The sequence below is a fragment of the Kitasatospora sp. GP30 genome (assembly GCF_029892145.1).
Lineage (GTDB): Bacteria > Actinomycetota > Actinomycetes > Streptomycetales > Streptomycetaceae > Kitasatospora > Kitasatospora acidiphila.
The window spans coordinates 30,896-53,233 of sequence record NZ_JARZAH010000050.1 but is presented as its reverse complement, the minus strand read 5'-3'; the positions used below and the strand labels follow the sequence as shown (position 1 = coordinate 53,233).

General features: G+C 70.4%; 17 protein-coding genes and 5 pseudogenes. 5 read left to right on the top strand and 17 right to left on the bottom strand.

All coding sequences use genetic code 11. The features are described 5' to 3' along the window. Together P3T35_RS36800 and P3T35_RS36795 are read left to right on the top strand one after the other, a co-directional pair. Positions 1 to 181, top strand: a 181-nt coding sequence (locus P3T35_RS36800) for an aldehyde dehydrogenase family protein (RefSeq protein ID WP_280709344.1), incomplete at its 5' end; no start/stop codon positions are given. Between the two features lie 510 nt (positions 182 to 691). Further along, on the top strand, positions 692 to 1,840 hold the full coding sequence (locus tag P3T35_RS36795; RefSeq protein ID WP_101378420.1) for a hypothetical protein: 1,149 nt from the start codon (positions 692 to 694) through the stop codon (positions 1,838 to 1,840). A 605-nt stretch (positions 1,841 to 2,445) separates the two neighbouring features. Here the strand turns inward: P3T35_RS36795 and P3T35_RS36785 are convergent. Both P3T35_RS36785 and P3T35_RS36780 read right to left on the bottom strand, forming a co-directional pair. Beyond that, on the bottom strand, positions 2,446 to 2,883 hold the full coding sequence (locus P3T35_RS36785) for a DUF1269 domain-containing protein (RefSeq protein WP_180356249.1): 438 nt from the start codon (positions 2,881 to 2,883) through the stop codon (positions 2,446 to 2,448). A gap of 662 nt (positions 2,884 to 3,545) precedes the next feature. Beyond that, positions 3,546 to 3,776 (bottom strand): annotated as a pseudogene (locus P3T35_RS36780) (IS110 family transposase); the annotation flags it as partial. Here P3T35_RS36780 and P3T35_RS36775 point away from each other — a divergent pair. After that, the gene (locus tag P3T35_RS36775) at positions 3,774 to 3,962 is read left to right on the top strand and encodes a hypothetical protein (protein ID WP_101378423.1); all 189 of its coding nucleotides are present in this window, start codon (positions 3,774 to 3,776) and stop codon (positions 3,960 to 3,962) included. The pseudogene P3T35_RS36780 and the gene P3T35_RS36775 sit on opposite strands and share 3 nt — an antisense overlap. Positions 3,963 to 4,190: 228 nt before the next feature. On the opposite strand, the gene P3T35_RS36770 is transcribed toward P3T35_RS36775, so the two are convergent. Beyond that, entirely contained in the window at positions 4,191 to 5,279 is a 1,089-nt protein-coding gene (locus P3T35_RS36770) for an alcohol dehydrogenase catalytic domain-containing protein (protein ID WP_180356250.1), read from the bottom strand. A 102-nt stretch (positions 5,280 to 5,381) separates the two neighbouring features. Here P3T35_RS36770 and P3T35_RS36765 point away from each other — a divergent pair, with 102 nt between their 5' ends. Then, the gene (locus P3T35_RS36765) at positions 5,382 to 6,275 is read left to right on the top strand and encodes a LysR family transcriptional regulator (protein WP_101378425.1); all 894 of its coding nucleotides are present in this window, start codon (positions 5,382 to 5,384) and stop codon (positions 6,273 to 6,275) included. A 220-nt stretch (positions 6,276 to 6,495) separates the two neighbouring features. Here P3T35_RS36765 and P3T35_RS36760 read toward each other — a convergent pair. Then, positions 6,496 to 7,309 (bottom strand): annotated as a pseudogene (locus tag P3T35_RS36760) (IS5 family transposase). Positions 7,310 to 7,682: 373 nt separating this feature from the next. Next, a complete protein-coding gene (locus P3T35_RS36755; protein ID WP_280709343.1) occupies positions 7,683 to 8,345 on the bottom strand; it encodes a hypothetical protein in 663 nt (220 codons plus the stop codon). A 431-nt stretch (positions 8,346 to 8,776) separates the two neighbouring features. Here P3T35_RS36755 and P3T35_RS36750 point away from each other — a divergent pair. Continuing rightward, positions 8,777 to 9,010: pseudogene (locus P3T35_RS36750) on the top strand (transposase); the annotation flags it as partial. Between the two features lie 172 nt (positions 9,011 to 9,182). On the opposite strand, the gene P3T35_RS36745 reads toward P3T35_RS36750, so the two are convergent. From P3T35_RS36745 to P3T35_RS36690, 12 genes and pseudogenes are all read right to left on the bottom strand, one after another. Next, entirely contained in the window at positions 9,183 to 9,341 is a 159-nt protein-coding gene (locus P3T35_RS36745) for a hypothetical protein (RefSeq protein ID WP_180356251.1), read from the bottom strand. Positions 9,342 to 9,414: 73 nt separating this feature from the next. Continuing rightward, positions 9,415 to 10,416: a hypothetical protein gene (locus P3T35_RS36740; protein ID WP_143676690.1), complete on the bottom strand. Its 1,002-nt coding sequence runs from the start codon at positions 10,414 to 10,416 to the stop codon at positions 9,415 to 9,417. Between the two features lie 102 nt (positions 10,417 to 10,518). Then, a pseudogene (locus tag P3T35_RS36735) lies at positions 10,519 to 10,731 on the bottom strand (DUF6228 family protein); the annotation flags it as partial. 631 nt (positions 10,732 to 11,362) lie between these two features. Next, a complete protein-coding gene (locus P3T35_RS36730; protein WP_101378426.1) occupies positions 11,363 to 13,015 on the bottom strand; it encodes an FAD-binding protein in 1,653 nt (550 codons plus the stop codon). Between the two features lie 170 nt (positions 13,016 to 13,185). After that, positions 13,186 to 13,572 (bottom strand): nuclear transport factor 2 family protein, encoded by a 387-nt coding sequence (locus P3T35_RS36725; RefSeq protein WP_180356252.1) that lies wholly within the window; start codon positions 13,570 to 13,572, stop codon positions 13,186 to 13,188. A 242-nt stretch (positions 13,573 to 13,814) separates the two neighbouring features. Beyond that, positions 13,815 to 14,459 (bottom strand): cyclodehydratase, encoded by a 645-nt coding sequence (locus P3T35_RS36720; RefSeq protein ID WP_101378428.1) that lies wholly within the window; start codon positions 14,457 to 14,459, stop codon positions 13,815 to 13,817. Positions 14,460 to 14,911: 452 nt separating this feature from the next. After that, the gene (locus P3T35_RS36715; protein ID WP_101378430.1) at positions 14,912 to 15,388 is read right to left on the bottom strand and encodes a (2Fe-2S)-binding protein; all 477 of its coding nucleotides are present in this window, start codon (positions 15,386 to 15,388) and stop codon (positions 14,912 to 14,914) included. A 12-nt stretch (positions 15,389 to 15,400) separates the two neighbouring features. Continuing rightward, a complete protein-coding gene (locus P3T35_RS36710; RefSeq protein WP_101378431.1) occupies positions 15,401 to 17,731 on the bottom strand; it encodes a molybdopterin cofactor-binding domain-containing protein in 2,331 nt (776 codons plus the stop codon). Between the two features lie 31 nt (positions 17,732 to 17,762). Beyond that, positions 17,763 to 19,124 (bottom strand): nitrate/nitrite transporter, encoded by a 1,362-nt coding sequence (locus tag P3T35_RS36705; protein WP_101378432.1) that lies wholly within the window; start codon positions 19,122 to 19,124, stop codon positions 17,763 to 17,765. Then, the gene (nirD, locus tag P3T35_RS36700; RefSeq protein ID WP_101378433.1) at positions 19,121 to 19,504 is read right to left on the bottom strand and encodes a nitrite reductase small subunit NirD; all 384 of its coding nucleotides are present in this window, start codon (positions 19,502 to 19,504) and stop codon (positions 19,121 to 19,123) included. Before nirD ends, P3T35_RS36705 begins: the two co-directional genes overlap by 4 nt. After that, a complete protein-coding gene (gene nirB, locus P3T35_RS36695) occupies positions 19,501 to 22,098 on the bottom strand; it encodes a nitrite reductase large subunit NirB (protein ID WP_101384749.1) in 2,598 nt (865 codons plus the stop codon). The genes nirD and nirB overlap by 4 nt, the downstream gene beginning before the upstream one ends. Next, positions 22,095 to 22,337, bottom strand: a pseudogene (locus tag P3T35_RS36690) (NAD(P)/FAD-dependent oxidoreductase); the annotation flags it as partial. The pseudogene P3T35_RS36690 and the gene nirB, both read right to left, overlap by 4 nt. Position 22,338: the final 1 nt, after the last annotated feature.

Genomic DNA, 22,338 nt, shown 5'->3' with positions numbered 1-22,338 from the left:
CGCCCGGGCGATGCGGATGTCGCGCCGGCTGGACTTCGGCTGCGTCTGGATCAACACCCACATCCCGCTGGTCGCCGAGATGCCGCACGGCGGCTCCAAGAAGTCCGGCTACGGCAAGGACCTCTCCTCCTACGGCTTCGAGGACTACACCCGCATCAAGCACGTCATGACCGCGATCTAACCTGGGTATCAAAGCGTCGCAGGTTCAAATCCTGTCACCAGACAGCAGGTTTCTCGCAGGCCAGAGGCCGTTTCCACAGAAGCTGTGGGAACGGCCATTCTGCGCGTGACGCGGGCCGGTGGTCGCAGGGGTGGTCGCGCCTCCATAGGCCGGCGGGGCCGCCGAACACGTGGTCATGTCCGTCAACTTTCCTTCTTAGGAGGACAGTTGTCGCAGTCTTCCGCCCTCCGCCGATTCCTTGCGAGCCGGGCGGAGGTGGCCTTCGAGAGCGGGTGAGCCTGAGTCGGCTCGACCTCGACATCACCGGGCTGATAGGCGTCATCGCCGTGTTCACCCCGCAGTTGGTCAACGCTGCCGGTGGTCAACGCTGCCGCCGAGCGTGGTGTGGCCGACTCGATCGGCGCACACCGCGCGGAGCCCTCCGACCCCCTCTTCGGATGGAAACCCGTGTCCGCGCCCACCCCGCCGATCACAGGTGATAGGACGTAGTCGAGCTGGAGGTGGTCCGTCATGACCCGCTACTGCGTCGACCCTGCTCGACACGAACTCATCGCCACCTGGGGAACCGGCCAAGGCGACCTCGCCTCACGGATCGCCGCCGTCCCGGCCGGCACGGACCTCGCCGCGCTATCCCGCCTGACTGCAGCCCTCACCCAGCTGTCGGCGGCGGCCTGGCGCACCTACACCCATCCGGCCAGCGCCGCCGACTCATTGGAGGTGAACAGCGAGGGCTGGCGCCGGGAAGAGGAACGCAAGGCGTTCAACGAGGTCGCCGCAGCCGTGGCCACGCCGAACCTTCCCCATGGCGGCTCGGTGATCGTCGAGTACAGCCCGGTGCTGGAGAACGCGAACCGCGTCGGCCGAGCACTCATCGCCCTGGACAACCCCGAGTTGACCGAGGCGATCCGCGCCGAAACCACGGTGGAGCTGGCCGCCGTCGAAGGCGCCGAGCTCGGCAACCTCACCGGACGGGCCCAGCAGGCCGTGCTGCTCAGCCGCGAAGGCGCCTCCCCCGTCCAGGTCGCCGCAGCCGACCAACTGCTCCAGGAGGACCCGTTCGGCCCGGCCCCGCTCTACTCCGACATCGACCCCACCGCCGCGGCCGTGGCAGCCGCCCACTGGCTCTACGCCGCAGCCGAAGCCGTCTCGGAGGCGTCCGGGTACGCACCCACCGAGGTGATCCGGGAGGCGGACAACATCGAGGCACTCCCCCACGCGACACCCACCCTCGTCCTCGAACTCCTCGACGCCGGCGTGTCCCCCTACGACGCGGTCACCGGGCTCGTGCGCCACGCCATGCGGATCGGGGACGGCGTGCTGCCCGACCCGGCCGCTCTCCGCGAGCAGTTGGAGGAGGCCGAGGAGGTGATCACAGAGTACGCCGACGACGATTCGGAAGAGGCGGACGCCGTGCTCACCGGCATCCGCCTCACCCCGCTGGACCCGCGCCGGCCCGCCCGCGACCTCCTCGAAGACCTCCTCACCGCCATCAACGGCTGCTGGCTCCTCCACGAGGAATACGCCGAGGACGAGGACCGGGACGACGACGAGGACGAACCGGACGACGAGACCGCCGAACGGCACCAGCACCACAGCCGCGCCCAGTTCGCCGCACTCGTCCGCGCCATCGCGGCAGCCAACCGGGACCGGCTCGTCTGACAGCACCACCCACCCGCCGACCGACAGCGCCCGCGCCCGGACCACCCACCCGACCCGGACGTAATCCACAAGGCTGCGACCGCTCAACGGAACCAGTTAACTTGAACGGCGGTATCGAGACGACCGTCGACTCCAAGACGGTCCGCCACTCGACCCTGTCAACCACGGCGAACCTCTACCACCACCTGCGCGGCAAGGCCGCCCCCGCGCCGCCGTCGACACCATCGCCCGCCTCCTGGACCGCGCCGACCGCGACGCCTACCGCGGCGTCAACCACCCCCGCCGCCACCGACCGCGCCACCCACGCCTCACCCAGCCGAGAACAGGCGTGTTGGCATGATGCGACCACACTGCGACCACCAGCTGACGGAACAGCAGAAAGGTCGCCCCCACTGCGACCCCTTGACCCCCGGTGATGGGGTTGACGCGGTGCACCCGTACACGATCTTCCCGCCAGACAAGCTCTTACGGCCCCGGTTGGTGGTGCATGCGGCGCTGGCGGTGGGCACGGAGTTGCGCGCGCTACTGCCCGCCGCGGCTGGGATCAAGGGCACTCACGTCGGCAGCCTGATGCACGACGACGTCATCGACTTCCGGAATCCTGGTCATTGACCGGCGGCCGGCCCCCGGTCCGTATTCGACGGATCGCCAAAGGCAGCCCTCAGCCGATCCTCCTGTTGCACCGAGAGGTCGGAGCGCATCAACTCCATGGCGTGTCCCTCGAACGCCTTCGCAACGGTGTCGATCACGGCATCGGTGCTCAGCAGCACAAGGGCCGAGGTCCCCGGCGTCATGTCACCTTTCACCGACTCGATCATCGAGCTGTCGATACCGGACTTGCTCAGCTTCTTGGCGAACGAGGAGGCCTTGCTGCCCTCGTCGGTCACGTGTTCCTGCACCTGCGCCCTCGTTGAGTACTCAGGCCAGCGGATCACGGCGACATCACGCACATCGATGAGCTCCTGATCACCGAGCTGCTTGAGCCTGAGGACTGCGTCATCGGCCCCTTCGGTGCCACTGAACCGCCATGCTGTTGTTGACATCGATCCGCTCCTTCCGCCCGGCCGATTGTGGCCTTGCCACTGTCGTTGTTGGTGACCGCAGCCGTGTCGCAGATGCCCGCCCGGCCCTCTGCTCGGCGTCATTGGCGACCTGGTAGACGTCCTGTGCTGCTGTTTCATTCGGCGCCGCCAGGAGGAACGTTCCACCGGACCGCCAGGCGGCCGACCGAACCAGAGCGCTGGTGACCTGTCCCTATCGCAGTCTGCTGAACGATGATGTGCCCGTGGCACGGCCGCCGGCGTCGCAGGACCGCTCCCTTCTCCCCGCCCAGGGTCGTACTCGGTCCTGACCCGCAGCTTGCAGTCCGTCGGAACGTCCGCCGTTTCGGACGCGGTGCCGCGTTCTGCTCGGGGTGTCTCGGTGCCGGCCATGTCGGCGTCTACTCCTGCCCATCCAGGCTAACCCGACATACCAGGGTGTTTCACCCGAGACTGTCGCAATGGGGACCGGTTCGCTCGGATGCCCCCTTCCCGGGCGGCCGGCAAGGAAGGTCCTGGGGTCGGACCACAGACGCCCGGCGTTTCCCGTCCGGCCTCGGCGAACGTTCCCAGGATCACCAGTCGAACAGGGCAGTGCCGGAGCCCGGCGCACCGCTGCGCCCGCTTCCGGCCGGATCCCTACCAGCGGAAGCTCCTATAGATCGTCAAGCGGTGTGTAGGAGCGGTTGAGGGTTGGTTGATGGCTGGATGAGGTGCTTGTAGACCTCGCGGGCGATGAAGCGTTTGAGGCAGCGCGGGATGTCCTTTTTGGGCATGCCTTCGGTGGTGCGGCGGGCGACGTAGTCGCGGGTGCGGGCGTCGTAGCGCATCCGGACCAGGGCGATCGTGTGTAGGGCGTTGTTGGCCTGGCGGTCGCCGCCGCGGTTGAGGCGGTGCATGGCGAGGCGGTAGCTGGTGTCGACACCGCCGCGCTCGCCGACGCCATCGCCTCCGCGGCCCAGGAGCGCGAACACGCCGACCTCGCCCTCACCGCAGCCGCGCCGGACATCACGGGGTGGTTCAACCGGGATGTCTGGACGAAGGCCCTGGAGAACACCGGCTACACCGTCACACGCCGCTGAATCCCTCAACGGCAGAGCGGCCGGTCACAGGTACACCACCAAGCCGTCGGCGTACTCGGCGGCTGGCTTCGTTCACTTCACATGGCAGCGCTTGTGCGTCCGTTCGGGCAGCAGTTGGTGATCTTGAGGCTCATGGTTGTTCACGAGAAATAGCAGCAGCAGTATGGCGGCCTGCGCTCGTGAGGGCGGTCGGCCGTGGCGCTGACATGTGGAGATCCATCGGTCCTGTCAGCGAGCCGGTGGGGTGAGGGCGGTGCGGTCGAACGGGCCACCATGCGCGGCGGCATACGTGACGGCGTCGTTGACGGCACTGAGGCCGAACGACCGGACCCGTTCGGGGGCGAGGTCCAGGGTGCCCGAGGCGAGGAACCGGATGATGCCGACGTTCGCGGTACGCGGGTACATCCACTGGCCGCGCACGGTGATCGAGTTGCGCATGATCCATGGGTACGGGAGTGCGAGGTCGTCGCCACCGAGCATGCCGACGCCGCCCATGAGAACGACTCGGCCGTACTCGCGCACGGTCATGGCTGCCGTGCGCGCCGCCGAGCTGGGTGCGCTCGGCGGTAGCAGGTCGATCACCATGTCGATCGGGCCGTCGCCCGCCGCGGACATCGCCGCGCGGTCGCCGGCCTCGTCCCCCGTGAGCGGGACCGGGCGCACACGCGGACCGAACCGGTCGGCGAGGAGGTCGAGCGCGGCCCGGTTGCGGCCCGGGGCGATCACGCGGCCCGCCCCCATGGCGAGCGCGACCGCGACCGCACTGCTGCCGAGGTTGCCGGTGGCCCCGCTGACGAGCATCGTCTCACCGGCTGCGAGGCCGCCGGCCAGCAGCCCGCCGTAAGGGATGACGTGCACGCCGAGCGCGGCCCAGCGGGCCGGGTCGTCCCCCGCCGCTGCGGGCAGCGGGAAGACGTTCTCCGTCGGGACCCGCATGAGCTCGGCGAACGATCCGTCGTGCAGGTAGCGGGCGAGCCGCGCGCCGCCCTCGCCGCGAGAACTCCAGCCCTGGAGCGTGATGTCGGGCGTCAGGGCGTCGTCCCGCGAGCGCACCGTGGAGTCGCACCACACCAGGTCGCCGGGGCGTAGCCGGGTGGCGTCCGGGCCCACGTGGACGATCCGTCCCACACCGCCGATTCCGGGCACGACGGGAGGTACCAGGGGGTAGTTCCGCTCGCCGCTGAAGACCTCGGCCGCGTACGGGGCCACGCAGGTGGAGAGGACCTCGACCACCACCTCGCCGCCGCCGGCCTCGGGGTCGGGCACATCCCGCACCGTCAGCGGGGCGCCGAACCGCGTCAGAACTGCTGCTCGCATGTGATGACCTCCGTGTTCGTCCGTGCTCGTCGCGATCGACACTAGGAGCCCGGCCGGCATGCGGGAAGCGACGATCACGAATCCGTGGTATGCGTATGCCGCATGGACATCTCCAGCACAGGCCTGCGGGTCCTGCGACAGATCGCCGAGTCCGGCAGCTTCACCGCAGCAGCCACCCGGCTCGGCTACACCCAGTCGGCGGTCTCACGCCAGGCCGCCTCCCTCGAACGAAGCGCGGGCACCGCCCTGTTCGAACGCCGCCCCGACGGAGTGCGGCTCACCCCCGCGGGTCTGACCCTGCTGCGCCACGCTCGCACGATCCTGGACTGCCTCACAGCCGCCGAGCGCGACCTCACCGGCACCGTCGCGCGGACCGAACTGGTGCGGCTCGGAGTGTTCCTGAGCGCGGGCGCGGCCATCCTGCCCCCCTCGCTCGCCCGCCTCGCGGCGACCGACCCGCAGGTCACGGTCACGACTACCGAGGGCACCACACCCACTCTGATCCGGGCACTGCGCGCGGGCTCGATCGACCTCGCCGTACTGACGTCCCGCCCACCCCACCGCCCCTTGGACGGCGAGTCACCGCGCCTGCATATCGAGACCGTTGCGGACACCGAACTGGTCGTGGCGGTGCCGTCGACCGGAGAGTTCGCCGGCCGCACCGCGGCGCACGTCGACGAACTGGTCGACGCCCCGTGGATCGCCACCCCGGCGTCGAACTCCGAGCCACTGCTCGGCGTCTGGCCCGGCCTGCCCGGACGGCCGCACATCGTCCACTGCGCACGCGACTGGCTGACGAAGCTTCAGCTGGTCGCCGGTGGCTTCGGGGTGACAACGGTGCCCTCCCGACTCTCGCCGATGCTGCCGCCCGGGGTGAGCCTGCTGCACATCGAAGGCGCACCTCCCGAGATCCGCCGGGTTCTCGTAGCGCGACTCCCCGGCCGTCCAACGCCAGCGATCACGGCCGTCACCCGAGCAATTACCTCGACCGCCTGATACGTGCCGTCAGGGCCGTCGGAGTCGGGCCGTAGCCCGCCGAGGGCACACACCATCACGTGTATCCCAGCATTGGCCAAGGCCCTTTCAACAGGAGCACCCCGCTGCTGCCCGAGCAAGTACCCCAGTGACGTCGAAACTCGTGACACGACCAGGCCGCAGGTCTGAGCGCCTTCCGGACCCGTGAACAACGGACTTCAATACTCGTGAATAAGAGGAGCTAATACAAGGATCTGACGCGTCGATAGGTGATTACACAGCAGGCCGGCTTGAGGAAGGCCTCGTGGATGTCGTCACGGATGTCCCAGCGGATCCGCAGGCGGCGGAAGCCGTGGATCCAGGAGTTCGTCCGCTCGACGAACCACCGCACGGTCCCCAGGCCGGAACCGTGCGGTACCCCGCGGCGCGCGATGACTGGCTTGATGCCGCGCTTCCACAGCAAGCGGCGGTACTTGTCGAAGTCGTAGCCGCGGTCGGCGAACAACTGCTTGGGCCGATGACGGGGCCGGCCCCTGGCTCCGCGGATGCGAGGGATCGCATCGAGCAGAGGCAGCAACTGTGTGACGTCGTGGCGGTTGCCGCCCGTCAAGGTGATGGCCAGCGGGATCCCGCTGCCATCGGTGATCACGTGGTGTTTCGGCCCGGTCTGGCGCGGTCGACCGGGCTCGGGCCCGTTTTGGGCCGCCCCGACGGGCCTGGTGGTGCGAGCCGTCGATCACCGCCCGCGACCAGTCCAGCTTCCCCGCCCGGTGCAGCTCGGTCAGCAGCACTTGGTGCAGCCGGTCCCAGACCCCTGCCTCGTGCCAGTCCCGCAGGCGCCGCCAGCACGTCATGCCCGAGCCGAACCCGAGCTCCTGTGGCAACCACTCCCACTGGATGCCCGTGTGCAGCACGAACAAGATGCCCTGCAGGCACTTGCGGTCGTCCAACGGCGGACGCCCGAGAACCCGAGAGCGTTGCTGCCGACGCGGCAGCAGCAGCTCGATCCGCCCCCACAGGTCATCTGACACCATCCACGGCGGAGCCTTCCCCATGGACTGCTCAACGAGCCTCCGAAGAGCGGGACATGAGCCACCCGCCAGGATTCTGTTAGCTCCTCTAAACCGACCATGCCCGCCGGGGACGACCCCTTCTCCATCGAACCCCCGTTCTGACACCGCGCGTCCCGCATCCGGCTGTCCCGGGGAATCGTCGTCAAACTTCGTTGGGACTGGCCAAACTTCGATGAGACGGGTCAATGGCGCTGCTGTCGCGGGAAAGGTGCTGGTCACTGCGGTGGTGTTCGGGGAGCGTCATTGTGGTGCGGCCTTCAGCGACACCCTGGTGACGTCTGGGCAGGTCAGCGAGCTGCATCTTCACAGAAACGGACCGGACCGCAAGCGCCGATCACGTCACGAGCTCTTCCGCTCAGCGGCCCGGCCGAGGGAAGGTCCGGGTCGCGAGAACCGCGCAGGCCACCGCCAGCGGCAACTCGACGAAGACCGCCATCAGCACCGCCAGCTTGAAGTCCGAACCCGGGGCAGCCGTCATGGTGTCGAACCAGGCGTCGACCAGCAGCAGGGTCGAGGTCGCGGCGGAGGTCAGGCAGGCCCGGCAGTCGCCGCGCCTGAGGAGCAGTCCGGTGGAGAGCAGGCCGAGCGCCTCAAAGCTGTCCAGACCCGTCCACGTCCAGGCCCAGTGCGAGGCCTGAGCGGTGGCCGGAAGCCCGGCGTGCAGGAAGACCAGCCAGGGAATCATCGCCAGCCCGAGCACAGTGAGGACCGTGGCCGCCCGGCGAAGCAGCGGGGGGAACGCCGAAGTGGCCGCGGCCTTGGGAAGGATCCGCGGAACACCGGAGCCCGAACCGGCGTCCACGCGGGCCAGGCAGAGCGAATGAACGCCGGTCAGCTGAGTGCTCGCCATGACACCTGACTCCCTCCCGTGCCCGCCCCCCGGGCACAACATCACTTCGACGGTCTCGGCGACCCGGTCGTCGATGGTGTCCTCGTAGTGCACGAGGAACTGCTCGATGTCGTCGGTCCTGCCGGCCGGGCAGGGGCGGCCGGCGGCGCTCGAGTGTCGATCGGTCATGTCCCCACGATGCCGCACCGGGCGGCGCCGGGTCGGCAGCGTGAACCCACCGGCCGGATGGGGGGTAAACCCTACCCCCGCTACTGGGTTCTCCTCGCTGCCCACGGGTGGCCGGGTTGGCCACGGTTGTGGCTGTGGGCCCCTGTTTGCCCTGGTGGAAGGGGCGGCCTGTGTCAGGTGTGTATGTGTCCGCCCCGACCGGCCCGCACCCGCGTTGTCCCGTCTCACCGAGGTTTGACTGACGGCGGTTTGTCTCACGGGAGGTTGACCGGGCTGTCGGCGGAAGCTGGCAGGGTGTGCGCGGTACGTACACCCTGTCAGAGACCGGAGTCCGAGGATGCTGCCCCCCATTGCCGATCGCGATAAGAGGAGCTAACAGAATCCTGGCGGGTGGCTCATGTCCCGCTCTTCGGAGGCTCGTTGAGCAGTCCATGGGGAAGGCTCCGCCGTGGATGGTGTCAGATGACCTGTGGGGGCGGATCGAGCTGCTGCTGCCGCGCCGGCAGCAACGCTCTCGGGTTCTCGGGCGTCCGCCGTTGGACGACCGCAAGTGCCTGCAGGGCATCTTGTTCGTGCTGCACACGGGCATCCAGTGGGAGTGGCTGCCACAGGAGCTCGGGTTCGGCTCGGGCATGACGTGCTGGCGGCGCCTGCGGGACTGGCACGTGCGTAACGCGAACGATCGTTTGCCGACACACAGCGGGGTGTGGGAAGCACCTTGTGCCCTGCGGTTCCCATGTCCAGGAGCCGCAGGGCACAAGTCTCGCGTATACGGCTGTGAGGACGGTCGGCCTTACATAGCCGGGCTTCCGTTGTGCGCCGTCAGGTCGTAGACGTTCAGCCACCCGCCGAGGTGATGGACGAGTCGACGACGTGGCCATCGGCCGCATTGCGGGTGAAGATCGACAGGGTGCCGCTCGGGTCGACGACCGCACTGGCGTCGCCGGCCATGACAGGGGTACCACTGGTGGCGGTCCAGTCGTACAGGTTGATCACACCGGCCGAGGTGATCGAGGTGCCGAACAGGTGGCCGTTGCCGTCGCGAGTGAGTGCGCGGCCCGCCGCTGACTCAGGCCCCGCGCGGCGGCAGCCGCTGCTCTATCCGGGTGAGCAACGGCGCGACCTGGAGGCGACCGGCCTTGCGGGCCCGGCCGGCCGCAGTCCGGGCCCGGACCGCCGAGAGGTCGAAGCGGACGAATCTCGGCGTCCAGTCCGGATCGAAGTGGACAATCCCACGCATCCCGCCCACCACTCTGATCCCAGGCCGGTGGTCCGCCGGATATTTGGGGAAGGCCGGTGCCGGCCTCGCGTCGGCGCCCAGCTGCTCCACCCGGTCGGCGAAGGCCTGCGGCACGCTCGCCCGGAACCGCTCGTAGCCGTCCTCGTCGTCGTAGACCGGCAGGACCAACTGCTCCGGTGGCAACAGCCGCACCGTCTCGGTGAGTTCCCAGAGCGTGCCTGGGCCGTCCCCCGCGACCAGCACCACCAACCGCGCTCGCCGGATCAGGTCGCTGACCACTGACTGCCAGTCGTCCAGCGGCAGATAGAACCGCTCCGCGCCGGGCAGCGGAAGCCGCTCCCCGGGCTGCCCGACCGCGACCACCCGGCCGTAGCGACGGAAGGTCGTAACCAGCAGCTCCTCCCAGGTGCGGCTGACCGGGCTGCCGTACTGGGCGTACCGCCGGCTCGCGCTCGGCCGACGGATCTCGTACAGCTTCCGGTCCTCGTAGAACGGGCGCAGATAGAGCACGTACGACCGGTCGGCGAGCTCTTCCGGCCGCTGGATGATCCGGGCGGTGTGCCGTCTACCGAGCCTGGACAGCCGCCCGCCGCCGAACACAGCCACCGTCCCCAGGATGAACAGCAGACCGCCGATCAGCAGCGACTGCCACAACGGTGGCCCGTATCCGGTGATGGAGTTCGCCCCTGCCGCTCGGAAACGGGCCAGCCCGGCCACCACCGCGATCATCCCGACGACCCGCAGCAGCAGCCCTCCACCACGCACCACCCAGCCGCCAGCGGGCAGTTGGCGCTGCCCTGGCCCCGGCCGAGTCCCTCGCTTCTGCGCCATAGTGTCGAGTTGCCTTCCCCGCCGGGACAGTTGGCAATCGGATCGACGAACTAGGAGGCTCAATTTCGGCTGGATCGCCGCGGTCGAGGAATGGCGGACATCGGCGGCGAGGGTGGTCATGTGTTCCCCACCCTGCAGCCAGGTCGTGACCGAGGCCTCCCAAGAGTCTTCTCGGGTGGTCCAGGGCGGGAGAGTCCAGGTCAGGCCGACGTGACCACCGGACCGGAAGACTGCCCGGAAGGCGAGATGGTGCGTGCTCCAGGTGCGCTCGCCCTCCCAGCGACGGAAGTCGGCGGCGAGCTTGTCGAGGAAGTCCGCTGGGCGGCGGCTTCGGCGAGCGCGGCCCGGCGGGCGGGGAGTCGGCGTTCTCCCTGGTCAACTGCTCCTGATAAGCAGAGATCATCTGGAGCAACCGACAGCAGGAACAGGCATTGAATCGGAGGCGCAAGCCGTCGGCTCGTCCTCCGGGCAGGTGACGGCCGGTCATGCCTGCCTCGCCCTGACGCTGCATCGTCTTACGTGCCGCTGATGACGCCCACGCCGGCAACCGCTGCGGACTGGCTCGCCGCCTGGTCCACCCTCGGAGCCGCGATCGGCACCGTCTCCGCATTCGGCCTTGCCCTGGGCGTGTGGTGGTCGGGCCGGAAGGAGGCCAGACCGCAGCGGGAGTTCGGGCGGCGCGCACAAGCCCGCCGTTCAGTGTTCGGCGGCGTTGCGGAACTGCAAGGCAATGGCGCCGGCCTGGTGGATGTCCGTGACGCCGGAGAGCATGACTGCGCCGTTGGTCGAGGCGTCGCCCCTGCGGCACTCCGTGGCTCCGCTGCTGGTCTGGGCCCCGCACTGCATGAGTCCGCCGAGCGGGGGACCGCGCCGCCCCTCTGCACTTGCCCTATTCGCCCCGATGTCAGCTCCACGCCGGATGGTCGGCATGGACCTGCTTGCCTGGTCAGGACGGCAGTTCGATCGACAGGGCGTGATGGAACACGTTGCGCGGGTCCCAGCGGGCCTTGACCCGTTGCAGGCGTGGGTAGTTCTGCTTGTAGTAGAGCGTGGACCAGGGCACCCCGGAGGTGTTCCAGGCCGGGTCGGCGAGGTCGGTGTCCGGGTAGTTGATGTAGGAGCCGTCGCTCACCTCGTCGGGGACTGGTACGCCGCCGGTGTCGCGGTACACGTCGCGGTAGAGTTCGCGCACCCAGGTGAGGTTGGTGTCGTCGCCGGTCTCATCCGCCCAGACCGAGTGGAAGACCGCCTTCATCACCACGTCGCGCTGAGCGGTTGCGGTGGCGTCCGGCGCCACCGCGCGGACCAGGCCGCCGTAGCCGACCAGCAGCATGCCGCAGGCCGGGGTGCCGGTCTTGTTCACCAAGTGGCCGTGGATCGTCCGGAGTTGGGCGTCCGTGTAGGAGCGCCGCAGGTAGCCGGCCTTGCCCTTGTAGCGGCGGGTCAGCATGTCCCCGGCCTCGCCCTTGCCGGGCCAGGTCATCGGGTAGAGCCAGGGGAAGGTCCGCTCGCCGCCCTGGCTGGAGTCGAGGCCGGTGCCGGCGATGAGCGCGTCGATGAAGTCCTTCACCATGGCGCGTGCGCCCGGGATGCCGGCGTCGATCTGGATGAGCAACTGGAAGCCGCCGGCGCTCTGGTGGGCCGGTTCGAGGATCGCGTAGAGGCCGGTGGTCGGCGAGTCCGGGGCGCTGTTGCGCTCGTGCCAGGTGCCGAAGTTGCGCAGCAGGGTGACGAAGGCCTGCTCGGTCATCCGGTCGTCCCACGGCCAGTAGAGCAGGTGCTCCAGCAGCTGGCCGGGCGCGGGCGGGAGCAGGCGGGCGGGGTCCGTGGTGTCCGGGCCGTCGGCCGTCGGCGAGCGCAGCCAATAGCGGGTCACCACACCGAAGTTGCCACCGCCACCGCCGGTGTGGGCCCACCACAGCTCGCGGTTGGGGTCGTCGGGCTCCCGGGTGGCGACCACCACGCGGGCCGTGCCGTCACGGTCGACCACGACCAGCTCGACGCCGTACAGGTGGTCCACCACCGAGCCGTACCGCCTGGACAGCGGACCGTATCCGCCGCCGACCAGATGACCGCCCGCGCCGACCTCCGGGCAGCCGCCGGCCGGGATGGTCACTCCCCAGCCCTTGAACAGCGTCCGGTACACCTGGCCGAGGGTCGCCCCCGGCTGCACCTCGAAGGCCCGGCGTTCGGCGTCGTAGCGCACCGCGTTCAGCGGGGAGAGGTCGAGGAGCACCCGGATGCCCGGGTCGGCGGTGAAGTTCTCGAAGCAGTGCCCGCCGCTGCGCGCCGCCACCCATGCCCCGCGCCGCACCGCCTCCTGGACGGCCCGCACCACCTGCTCGGTGGAGCCGACCACCTGGATCTCGTCCGGAGACCCCGTGAAGCGCAGGTTGTCGCCGAGCAGCAGGCTGGCGTAGCGGGAGTCGCCGGGGCGGATGGTGACGGGGCCGGGCGCGGCGCCCGCGGTGCTCGCGGTGCCGGCGGTACCGGCGGTGCTCGCTTGGGCGGTGGTCGGGACGCCGGTGGCCAGCGCGCCGGCCAGACCGCCCGCGGCACCCAGCAGGTGGCGGCGGCTCCAGCCTGGTGGTCGACTCATCGTCACTCTCCTCGCACGGCGGGCGGATGCGCCACCAGGGTGCCCGCCCGGGGTGCCCGGGTGAACCCCGGCGAGACCGATTGGCCCACCCGAACACCCGGACCGGGTGACGCGGAGGCCGGCAAGAAGGCCCGGACCGCCGCACGCGGGCCCGCCGCCGAGTGCGCGGCTCAGCGGTCGAGTGCGCGGGCGATGGGGAGCGTGTCGGAGGTCTGCCGCAGCTGGCTGATCTTCCCGGCCCGCACGGTGAAGACGTGCGCGAAACGCGAACTCACCGCCTTGCCACCGGTGGTGGTGCCGAGGTAGCGGCCGAGGACGATGACGTGGTCGCCGTCCTCGAAGAACGCGTCCCCGACGCAGCGGAACTCCTCGAAGTCGGCGAGGAACGGGAAGAAGTCACCGATGATGCGGTCAAGGCCTTGGTGCACGCCGCCGTTGGGGAAGCCCTCGGCGATGTCCCAGCGCGCGTCCTCGGCGACCACGGACCTGATGACGTCCAAGTCGCCCTTGGCGCCGTAGAAGCGGCGGACGACGTCGATCTGTGCGGAGTTGGACACGGGGTCCCCTCTCGACCGGTTGCCAGGACCAGCAGGCTGTACGACCAGCTGGCTGCAGGACCAGCGGGCCGCACGACCACGATACTCAACTCCGGGTTGCCGAAGCCCGATTTCGCGATCGGCGTCGCCGTGGCCGGCCGCCACCGCGTGGATCGAGGGGATGTCAGGACCACCGGAGCGCCCCCGCGCCGATGGGCCGGGCGCGGGGGCGCGGTGTGTCCGTCAGGCGCGGATCAGGAGGATCAGGAGGTGATGCTCGTGGTGCTGAGCACCGGGCTCGGGGACGGGTAGCAGGCGGTGGGGACCGACACGGTGAAGAAGAGCTCCGGCACGGTGGCGGTGAAGGTGAGGCCGGGGCTGGAGTAGCTGCTGCCGGCGAGGTGGGTGCTGACGGTGCCGCCGGCCGCGCCCGCGGTCAGCTTGAGGGTGATGGTGGGCAGGGTGAAGGTGCTGCCGCCGGCGATCGGTCCGGGCACCTTGAGGCTGATGGTGCCGCCGCTGACGCTGGTGCTCGGCGCGCCGGAGCCCAGGCCGGAGCCGCCGGACAGGCTCACGCCGCTGAGCGAGGCGTTGGCGGGGACGGGCATCGACAGCGTGATTCCACTGATCGAGTTGATGGTGTTGCCGCTCACCGAGGACGGCACGGTCAGGGCGCCGGGGGCGATGGTGACGCTGAAGGCCTGGCCGGTCGTCACGGTGGCGGGTGCGGTGGCATTGGCGCTGGCGCTCAGGGCGAACGTCTGCGCCGAGCCGATCGGCGGGGTCGCCTGGCACTGGAAGGGCAGTGCGCTGGTCTGCGCGGTGGCCGGGGCCGCCGCCAGGCCGCCCAGGGCGATGGCGGCGGCGAGCAGGAGCGGGGCGCGCAGTGCGACGGGCAGTGCTCTCATCTGGTACCTCCGGGAACCCCGGCGCTGGCCGGGGTTGGCAGGGCCGTCCGGCGCTCCGGGCGGCAGGACGATGCTTCACCCCGGGCGGATGCGCCGGTGGGGCGGCTCATCCGTTGGTCGGCCGGTGGACCCGGCGCGGTCGGGCTCGCACATGGCCGGGGCCGAGGGCATGCCGCGGTCCCGTGCGGGGTGGGGGAAGGTGCTGAGTGACCGTCAGGATGTGCCTGCCGGTGCGGGGTTCTGGTGCACGGGGAACCGGTCGGGCCGGTGCGGGTGCAGCGGAGTCCTCGCCATCCAGCGGACGCTCCTGATGGAAACATGTCACCACATCCACCGGTTGCTGTACAGCAGGCGTGCAGTGACCATTTGCCTGATCAACGGCCCGGCCCCGGCAGCTCGCCGGGCCCGCCTGAAGCACGGCGGTGCGCCCCGGAGCGCACTGCCGTGGCTGCTCAGAACTGGTTCTCGGCGGCCGCGATCGCCTCCCGGATCCGGTGGTAGGTGCCGCAGCGGCAGATGTTGCGGATCTCGTCGTAATCGGCGTCACCGAGCTGCTTCCCGGCGGCCCGCGCCTGGAGCACCTTGGCGACGGCGGCCATGATCTGGCCGGGCTGGCAGTAGCCGCACTGGGGCACGTCGAACTGCAGCCAGGCCTCCTGCATCGGGTGCAGGTCCTTGCCGACCGTGGCCGGCAGGCCCTCGATGGTGGTGACCTGGTCGGTGGGCTGGACGTCGCCCACCGGCACCGAACAGGGGTTGAAGGCCTTGCCGTTGATGTGGCTGGTGCAGGCCTGGCAGACGCCCAGTCCGCAGCCGTACTTGGGGCCGGTCACGCCGAGGACGTCGCGCAGGACCCAGAGCAGCCGGACGTCGTCCTCGACGTCCACGGTGACCTGCTGCCCGTTGAGGATGAAGGTGTGCTGAGGCAAGGGGGTGGGCTCCTAGTACGCGCGGCTCAGGCCGTCGGTGGGCGACTGCGGGATCGGCGGGACGGTCGGCAGCGGCGTGAACGCGAGCGGCGCGTCGTGGTTGATCGGGAAGGTGGTCGGCATGGTCCCGGTCGCCCGCCCGTAGGCGCAGGCCACCGCCGCCATCGCACCGGCGACCGCCAACTCCCCTGCTCCGCCCGGGGTTCCGGTGGTCGGCGGCATCACGATGATGTCCAGCTCGGTCGGGGTGTTCCACTGCCGGGTGTAGAAGTAGTTGTCCCAACTGCCTTCCTGGAACACCCCGTTCTGCAGGTGCAGGCTGGAGGTGAGGGTGATCGCGATGCCGTCCATGATGCCGCCCATCATCTGGGCTTCCAGGCCCTTGGGGTTGACGGCCAGGCCGACGTCGACCGCGCACACCACCTTGGTGACGCGCGGGCCGGTGACGGCGTCGGGGATCTGCCGGTTGACGGTGGCCGGGGTGCAGTCGATCTCGGCCAGCACGGCGACGAACCCGTGGTACTCGGGGTGGATCGCGATGCCCTGTGCCGTGCCCGGGGCCATCGCACGGCCCCAGTTGCCGACCTGGGCGACCTTGTCGAGGACCGCGACGGCCCGCTGGTCCTTCAGGAAGTCGCGGCGGAACTCGTAGGCGTCCTGGCTCGTCGCGGCGGCCAGTTGGTCGACGATCAGCTCCTGGGCGCAGCGGACGTTGGGCGAGTAGATGTTGCGCATGCTGCCGGTGTGGAAGCCGTTGTCGATCTCGGTCAGCAGCTGGGTGGTGAGGCCGAAGTTGTACGGGGTCTGCTGGGTGAGGGTGAAGATGGTCTCGGAGAAGGCGAGTCCGCCGACCGGCAGCTTGGCGGCAAGCGAGGTGATGATCTCGCCGAGGCCGTGCCCGAACTCGGTTGCCACCGAGGTGTGGCGCTGGTCCATGGTGAGCACCTGGCCGAGCGAGTAGGTGGCCCGCACCCGGGAGGTGGACATCGGGTGGACCCGGCCGTGGCGGAAGTCGTCGGTGCGGTGCCACATCAGCCGCACCGGCTTGCCCATCTTCTGGGAGACCTCGGCGGCTTCCAACGCGGCGTCGTGGAACAGCTTCCGGCCGAAGGAGCCGCCGCCCTGGGTGCAGTGGACGGTCACGGCGGTCACCGGCAGGCCCAGCTTGAGCGCGATCTCCTCCTGCGCCGTGATCGGCGCCTTGACGCTGGCCCAGATCTCGGCGCTGTCCGAACGGACGTCGGCGACGGCGCAGTTGGTCTCCAGCGGGCTGTTGCTGGCGAAGTGGAAGGTGAAGCGGGCGTCGATCGCCTCGGTGAGCAGCGGCAGCGGCGGAGTGACCAACGGGTTCTCGGCCGCGCGGAGTTCGGCCAGCACCGTGGCGTCGGTGGCGTGGTCCTCGCTCCCCGGGCCCCAGCTGACCTGCAGCGCCCGCACCGCGTCGATGCACTGCCCGAAGGTGCGCCCGCGCACGGCCACGCCGGTGGAGATCACGGCGACGTCCGTGATGCCCGGCATGGCCTGCACCGCCGCCAGGTTCTGCACGGAGACCACCGTGCCGTTGATCGTCGGCGGCCGGCAGATCATCGCGGGCATCGCGCCCGCCACCTTGACGTCCATCGCGAACTGCTTGCGGCCGGTCACCGCGTCCAGGGCGTCGATCCGGTTCTGCGGTGTGCCGATGACCTTGAAAGCGGACGCGGCCTTGAGGGTGACCGAAATCTGAACGTTCGTCAGACTGGCTGCCTTGACGGCGAGTTCGGCGTAGCTGAGGGAGCGGCCGTTGGGGGCGGTGATCACGCCCTGGAGGGCGGAGAGCGCGGAGAGCGGCGCGCCCAGCTCCGCCGCGGCCGCCTCCAGCAACCGCTGCTTGGCCGTGGCGGCGGCGACCCGCACCGGGGTGTAGGTGGAGATCGTGGTGTTGGAGCCGCCGGTCAGCTGGTTGAAGACCAGCTCCGGTCGGGCGTCGGCCAGGGTGACCCGCACCTTGTCCAGCGGCAGGTCCAGCTCCTCCGCGATCAGCATGGCGGTGGAGGTGGTCACCCCCTGCCCCACCTCGGCGCGCGGCAGGGCGAAGGAGGCGGTGCCGTCCGGGTTCATGGTGATGGTGATCAGGTTGGCCGTCAGCAGTGTGGCATCGGTCAACATGTCGTTGAGGTCGTAGAGTTCGGCCGGCTCCGGCAGGCTGGGCACCGCGGCGGCGGCCTTCGGCGCGGCCGCGGTCTCGCCCAGCTGGGCGGCTACGGTCAGCGTCGCGCCCGCCAGCACGAACCCGAGGAAGCGGCGCCGCCCGATCCCCTCCCCCTCGGATGGGGAAGGCTGTTGCGGGCTCTGGGTAACCATCCACTGACCTCTCGACGAACCGGACGGGCCGTCAGATGGTACCGGCTGCGATCTTTCCCGCGCCGGGCCGCAGGTACACCGCCCAGGTCAGCACCGAGCAGAGCGCGTAGGCGGCCAGGAAGGCCAGGTAGGCGGCATCGCCGTTGCCACCGGCCAGGAAGGACTGCCGGAAGGCGAGGTTGACCAGCACCCCGCCGAACGCACCGATGGCGCCCGCCAGTCCGATCAGTGCGGTGGCGCGGCGGCGGGAGTCGTGCTCGGCGGTGGTCGGGTCGGCGCCGGCCTCGACCGCCGCGCGGGCCCGGGCCTGGAAGACGGCCGGAATCATCTTGTAGGTGGCGCCGTTGCCGATGCCGCTCAGCACGAACAGGGCGGTGAAGCCGGTCAGGAAGAGCGGCAGCGAGTGGGCCCGGGAGGCGGCGAACACGATCCCGGTGCCGACGGCCATCAGCAGGAAGGCGGCCAGGGCGATTCCGGCGCCGCCGTGGCGGTCGGCGAGCCGCCCGCCGACCGGCCTGCAGAGCGAGCCCAGCAGCGGGCCGAGGAAGGTCAGGTAGGCGGCCTTCACCGGGCTGTCGAAGGTCTGGTGGAACTGCACCTGGAGCACCTGCCCGAAGGCGAAGCCGAACCCGATGAAGCTGCCGAAGGTACCGATGTAGAGCACTGACACCACCCAGCTGTGCGGTTCCCTCAGCACCTCGGGCAGCGCGCGCCGGTCGTTCTTCAGCGCGGGGTTGTTGTCCATCTTCAGGGCCGCGCCGAGCGCCGCCAGCACGATCAGCGGGAGGTAGACCAGCGGGACCAGCCTGGGGTGGGCGGCGCCGGCGGTGGCGAGCACGGCCAGGCCGACCAGTTGCACGACCGGCACGCCGAGGTTGCCGCCGCCGGCGTTGATGCCGAGCGCCCAGCCCTTGAGCCGCTGCGGGTAGAAGGCGTTGATGTTGGCCATCGAGGAGGCGAAGTTGCCGCCGCCGACGCCCGCGACGCAGGCGACCGCGAGCAGGGTGCCGTAGGAGACGCCGGGCCGCAGCACCAGGGCGGCCAGCGCGGTCGGCACCAGGAGCAGCAGGGCGCTGACAACCGTCCAGTTGCGGCCGCCGAACCGGGCCACCGCGTAGCCGTAGGGCAGCCGCAGCAGCGCGCCGAGGGCGGTGGGCAGGGCGGTGAGCGTGAACTTGCCGGCCGGGTCGATGTGGTAGGCCGGGCCGAGGAAGAGCACCAGCACCGACCAGAGGCTCCACACCGAGAAGCCGATGTGCTCGGACAGCACCGAGAAGAGCAGGTTGCGCCTGGCCACCGTGGCCCCGCCCTCGGCCCAGAAGTCGTCGTCCTCCGGTCTCCAGTCGGTGATCGCCCGCGTCCGGGCCGCGTCCTTGACCGCGGTGGCCGTCATGCGGCCACCTGCGCGATCCGCACCGGCCAGACCCGGAGCACTGCGGGCCGGCCGTCGGGGGCGGTCTCCTCGTCCAGGCAGCGGCCGTCCCGCAGGTCGAAGACCTGCTTGTACATCGGGGAGGAGACGGTCGGGGCTCCGGCGCGGCTGCCGAGGATGCCGCGCGAGAGGACGTAGGCGCCGCTGAACGGGTCGCGGTTGTCCACCGCGTACACCGCGCCCGAGCGGTCCCGGAAGACGGCGACCTGCTGTCCTTCGGCGCTCAGCGCGGCGACGCCGCGGCCGGGGGTCAGCTGCTCGTAGTCGCAGATCCGGGTCCACTGCCGGCCCTCCAGGATCTCTACGGTACCGGTGTCGGTCATACCCGTTGTTTCGGTCATGCGCTGCGCACCTCCAGGTGGGGGCCGGCGATCAGTGCCGGGGTGAGGACGCGCCCGTCCTCGTCGGGGCGGGCGGGGCGGATCTGGTCGCGCTCCGGGACGAAGGTCACCGTCGGGTCCGGCGCGCCGGGGGCGTTGACGAAGGAGGTGAAGCGGCGCAGCCGGTCCGGGTCGGCCAGCACTGCGGCCCATTCGTCCTGGTAGCAGGCGATGTGACGGTCCATCAGGGCATCCAGTTCGGCGCAGATGCCGAGCGAGTCCTCCAGCACCACCTGCCGGACGTGGTCCAGGCCGCCCTCGATCCGCTCCAGCCAGACCGAGGTGCGCTCCAGCCGGTCGGCGGTGCGGATGTAGAACATCAGGAACCGGTCGATGGTCCGCAGCAGGGTCTCCTTGTCCAAGTCGGCGGCCAGCAGGTCGGCATGACGAGGTGTCATGCCGCCGTTTCCGCCGACGTAGAGGTTCCAGCCCGCGGAGGTGGCGATGACGCCGAAGTCCTTGCCCTGGGCCTCGGCGCACTCGCGGGCGCAGCCGGACACGGCGGCCTTGAGCTTGTGCGGGGAGCGCAGTCCCCGGTAGCGCAGCTCCAGTTCGATGGCGAGGCCGACCGAGTCCTGCACCCCGTAGCGGCACCAGGCCTGGCCTACACAGGACTTCACGGTGCGCAGCGACTTGCCGTAGGCGTGGCCGGATTCGAAGCCGGCGTCGACCAGGCGCCGCCAGATCCGCGGGAGTTGGTCGACGGTGGCGCCGAACAGGTCGATCCGCTGGCCGCCGGTGATCTTCGTGTAGAGGCCGTGGTCGCGGGCGATCTCGCCGATGGTGATCAGCCCCTGCGGGGTGATCTCGCCGCCGGGGATCCGCGGCACCACCGAATAGGAGCCGTTGCGCTGCAGGTTGGCCAGGAAGTGGTCGTTGGTGTCCTGCAGCGCGCCCTGCTCGCCGTCCAGGATGTGGCCTCCTGCCAGGCCGGCGAGGATCGAGGCGACGGCCGGCTTGCACAGGTCGCAGCCCTCGCCGCCGCGCCCGTAGCGGTCCAGCAGCTCGGCGAAGCCGGTGATGCCGGTCACTCGGACGATCTCGTAGAGCTCGCTGCGGGTCTGCCCGAAGTGCTCGCACAGGCTGTTGTCGACGGTGACGCCGCCGGCCGCCAGCTCGTCGGCGACGATGGTGCCGAGCAGCTTGACGCAACTGCCGCAACCGGTCCCGGCCTTGGTGCACTTCTTGACCTCGGGTACGGTGGCGCAGCCCTGGTCGGCGACGGCCGCGCGGATCTCGCCCTTGGTGACGTTGTGGCAGGAGCAGACGATCGCCTCGTCCGGCAGCGCGACCGGCCCGCTCGCCGGGGCCAGCCCGGCCGGCAGCACCAGGTGCCCGGGCGCGGTGGTGAGCGGCTTGCCGCCGATGGCCAGGGGCCGCAGCAGGCCGTAGGACTCGGTGTCGCCGACCAGCACACCGCCGAGCAGCCGCCCGTCGCCGCCGATGACCAGCTTCTTGTAGACGCCGGAGCGGCTGTCGCTGTAGAGCACGTCGACGGCGCCCTCGGTGGCGCCGTGGGCGTCGCCGAAGCTGGCGACGTCGACGCCGAGCAGCTTGAGCTTGGTGGAGGTGTCGGCGCCGGTGAAGTGGTGCTCGTCACGCAGTTCGCCGGCCAGCGAGCGGGCGGCGGTCTCGGCCATCGCGTAGCCGGGGGCGACCAGGCCGTAGACCTTGCCGTCCGCAGCCAGGGCGCATTCGCCGATGGCGTAGACGTGCGGGTCGCGGGTGCGGCAGCGCTCGTCGACCACGATGCCGCCGCGCTCGCCCACCGGCAGGTCGCAGTCCCGGGCCAGCTGGTCGCGGGGCCGCACGCCGGCGGAGAAGACCACCAGGTCGGCGGGGAGTTCGCGGCCGTCGGACAGGCCCATCGCGCGGACCCGGCCGTCCTCTCCGGTGAGGATCGCCTGGGTGCCGGCACCGGTGTGGACGTTGACGCCGAGGTCTTCGATCTTGCGGCGCAGCAGCCGCCCGCCGCCCTCGTCGATCTGGATGGCCATCAGGCGCGGCGCGAACTCCACCACGTGGGTCTGCAGGCCGAGTGCGGTGAGCGCGCCGGCGGCTTCCAGGCCGAGCAGTCCGCCGCCGACCACCACGCCGATCGTGGTGCCGTCGGTCTGGGCCTCGGCGCGGATCCGCTCCAGGTCCTCGATGGTGCGGTAGACGTGGCAGCCGGCCGCGTCATGGCCGGGAACCGGTGGCACGAACGGGTAGGAGCCGGTGGCCAGCACCAGCGCGTCGTAGCGCAGCACCGTGCCGGACGCGCAGCCGACGGTGCGGGCGGCGCGGTCGATCGCCACGGCGGTGTCGGCGAGGCGCAGGTCGATGCCGTGCTCGGCGAGGAAGCCGGCCGGAGTGAGCGACAGCTCGTCGGCACTGGTGCCGGAGAACCAGGAGGTGAGGTGGACCCGGTCGTAGGCGGCGCGGGGCTCCTCGGCGAGCACGGTGATCCGCCAGTCGGCCGCGCCCGGCTGCTCGACGAAGGCCTCCAGGAAGCGCTGGCCGACCATGCCGTGGCCGACCAGGACCAGGTCGCGCGGGCGGTGTTCCGTCGTCATCGGGCGGCTCCAAGGGTGGTGAGCAGGTGCAGGGGGTGGTCCGGGAGGGGGTCGTCGTGCTCCAGGGCGCGCGCGAGGTCGCCGACGGCGGCCAGGTCGCCGAGCAGGATCGCGCCGACCAGGCGATCGCCGCGCAGCACCAGCTTCTTGTAGCTGCCGCGGGTGGCGTCGGTCAGGCGCAGCACGTCCAACTCCGGGTGCTCGTCGGGCTGGACGTCGCCGAAGGCCGCGTACTCGAGC